The sequence below is a fragment of the Kocuria salsicia genome (assembly GCF_007681555.1).
Classification (GTDB): domain Bacteria; phylum Actinomycetota; class Actinomycetes; order Actinomycetales; family Micrococcaceae; genus Kocuria; species Kocuria salsicia.
Genome location: NZ_VELE01000029.1, coordinates 1 through 1,391, shown reverse-complemented (window position 1 = coordinate 1,391; position 1,391 = coordinate 1). Strand labels below are relative to the sequence as shown.

The following is a 1,391-nucleotide window of genomic DNA, read 5'->3' as shown; positions in this document are numbered from 1 at the left end:
TCGCCTATAGGTCGAGACCGGACGTGGCTCAGTACCTGAGCGCTGGAACGTGGACTCGGGAGCACACCGCGAGTGAGCTCTCTATGTACGCTGCAGCGCGGTTCGACGGCCCCGGCGACGAGCTGGTTCTGGTTGTCGAGCTTCTTGAGACAGGCGAAGTTGTTGGAGAGGTCGGACTCGTCTGGCATCACGATGACAGCGCCGAGATTGGTTACGTGTTCAACCCCTGTTTCGGCGGGAAGGGCCTGGCAACTGAAGCTGTGGGCGCGCTCCTGGCTGCTGCCCTCAGCGACTGGGGCTTCCTTCAAGTGATAGCTAAGACCGACGCCGCCAACGAATCTTCGCGTGAGCTTTGCGAGCGGCTTGGAATGAAACTGGTCGCGACGACGCTCACAACGGACGGGCGAGGCGTCGAGGAATCTACCTACGCCGTATCGGCATCGGCAAACTGAAAGTCAGTCCGGAGGAGAAGAGCTGGGTCTCTCGACCCACAGCAGGGTCGCGGCGAGGCAAAGTGCTGCGTGGTAGTTACGGGCGGTCTTGTCGGAGCGCATCGCGATGCCCCGCCACTGTTTCAGCCGGTTGAAACACCGCTCGACGACGTTCCGGCCTTTGTAGTCGTCCGCGTCGAACACAATGGGCCGGCCCGGACGCTTTCGGCGATGCGCGATTTGATCGTTGCGCTCAGGGATCGTCGTCTTGACGTCCCGTGCCCGCAACCACGCACGGTTGGCTTTCGATGGGTATCCCTTGTCGGCGCGCAACCGGTCCGGCCGAAGTCGCGGACGCCCAGCGGTCGGGACGCGGATCTGGTTCAGCGTCACCGGCAACATGATGGTGTCGGCGACCTGACCGCCGGTTACAACAAACCCGAGCGGTCGGCCTCTGCCGTCGCAAACGAGATGTGTCTTCGTTGTGAGCCCGCCTCGCGACCGGCCGATCGCGTGGTCCGACGGCTCAGCGGTGGACTTGTTGTAGTTCGTAGTGCCCCTTTTTATCCCGTGGCAGTGTCGCTCCATGCTGATGCACGCGTGTGATCGTGGAATCGATCGACGCCACCCAGTCAATATCCCCATTGCGTTCGGCTACGCCTTGTACCTGTTCGAGAACACGCGCCCAAAGGCCGTCCTTCGCCCATCGGTCGAAGTTGCGGTAGATCGTGTTCCAGTTTCCGAACCGCTCCGGCAGGTCTCGCCACGGAGCGCCCGTCCGGAACCGCCACACCACCGCTTCCACGATGACCCGACGATCGACTGGCGGACGTCCTCTCGTTTTTGCAGGCGGGAACAGCGGACCGATCACAGACCACGTCTCGTCCGAGATCACGTCACGCGACACAATCCAAGGATGACCGAACGGTTCCGGCCGGCCGTTTAGCAACACGACCTAGG

General features: G+C 62.3%; 3 protein-coding genes. 1 reads left to right on the top strand and 2 read right to left on the bottom strand.

The genetic code is table 11. The features are described 5' to 3' along the window. A partial coding sequence (locus FS770_RS13545; protein WP_145012780.1) for a GNAT family N-acetyltransferase occupies window positions 1–452 on the top strand: 452 nt, incomplete at its 5' end. A gap of 3 nt (window positions 453–455) precedes the next feature. Here FS770_RS13545 and FS770_RS14365 read toward each other — a convergent pair. Further along, window positions 456–1,019 carry an IS5 family transposase gene (locus FS770_RS14365; protein ID WP_222126532.1) on the bottom strand — a complete coding sequence of 188 codons (564 nt, stop codon included), beginning with the start codon at window positions 1,017–1,019 and terminating at the stop codon, window positions 456–458. Continuing rightward, window positions 958–1,326, bottom strand: coding sequence for an IS5 family transposase (locus tag FS770_RS14360; RefSeq protein ID WP_222126531.1), 369 nt, complete (start codon window positions 1,324–1,326; stop codon window positions 958–960). The genes FS770_RS14365 and FS770_RS14360 overlap by 62 nt, the downstream gene beginning before the upstream one ends. Window positions 1,327–1,391 lie beyond the last annotated feature (65 nt).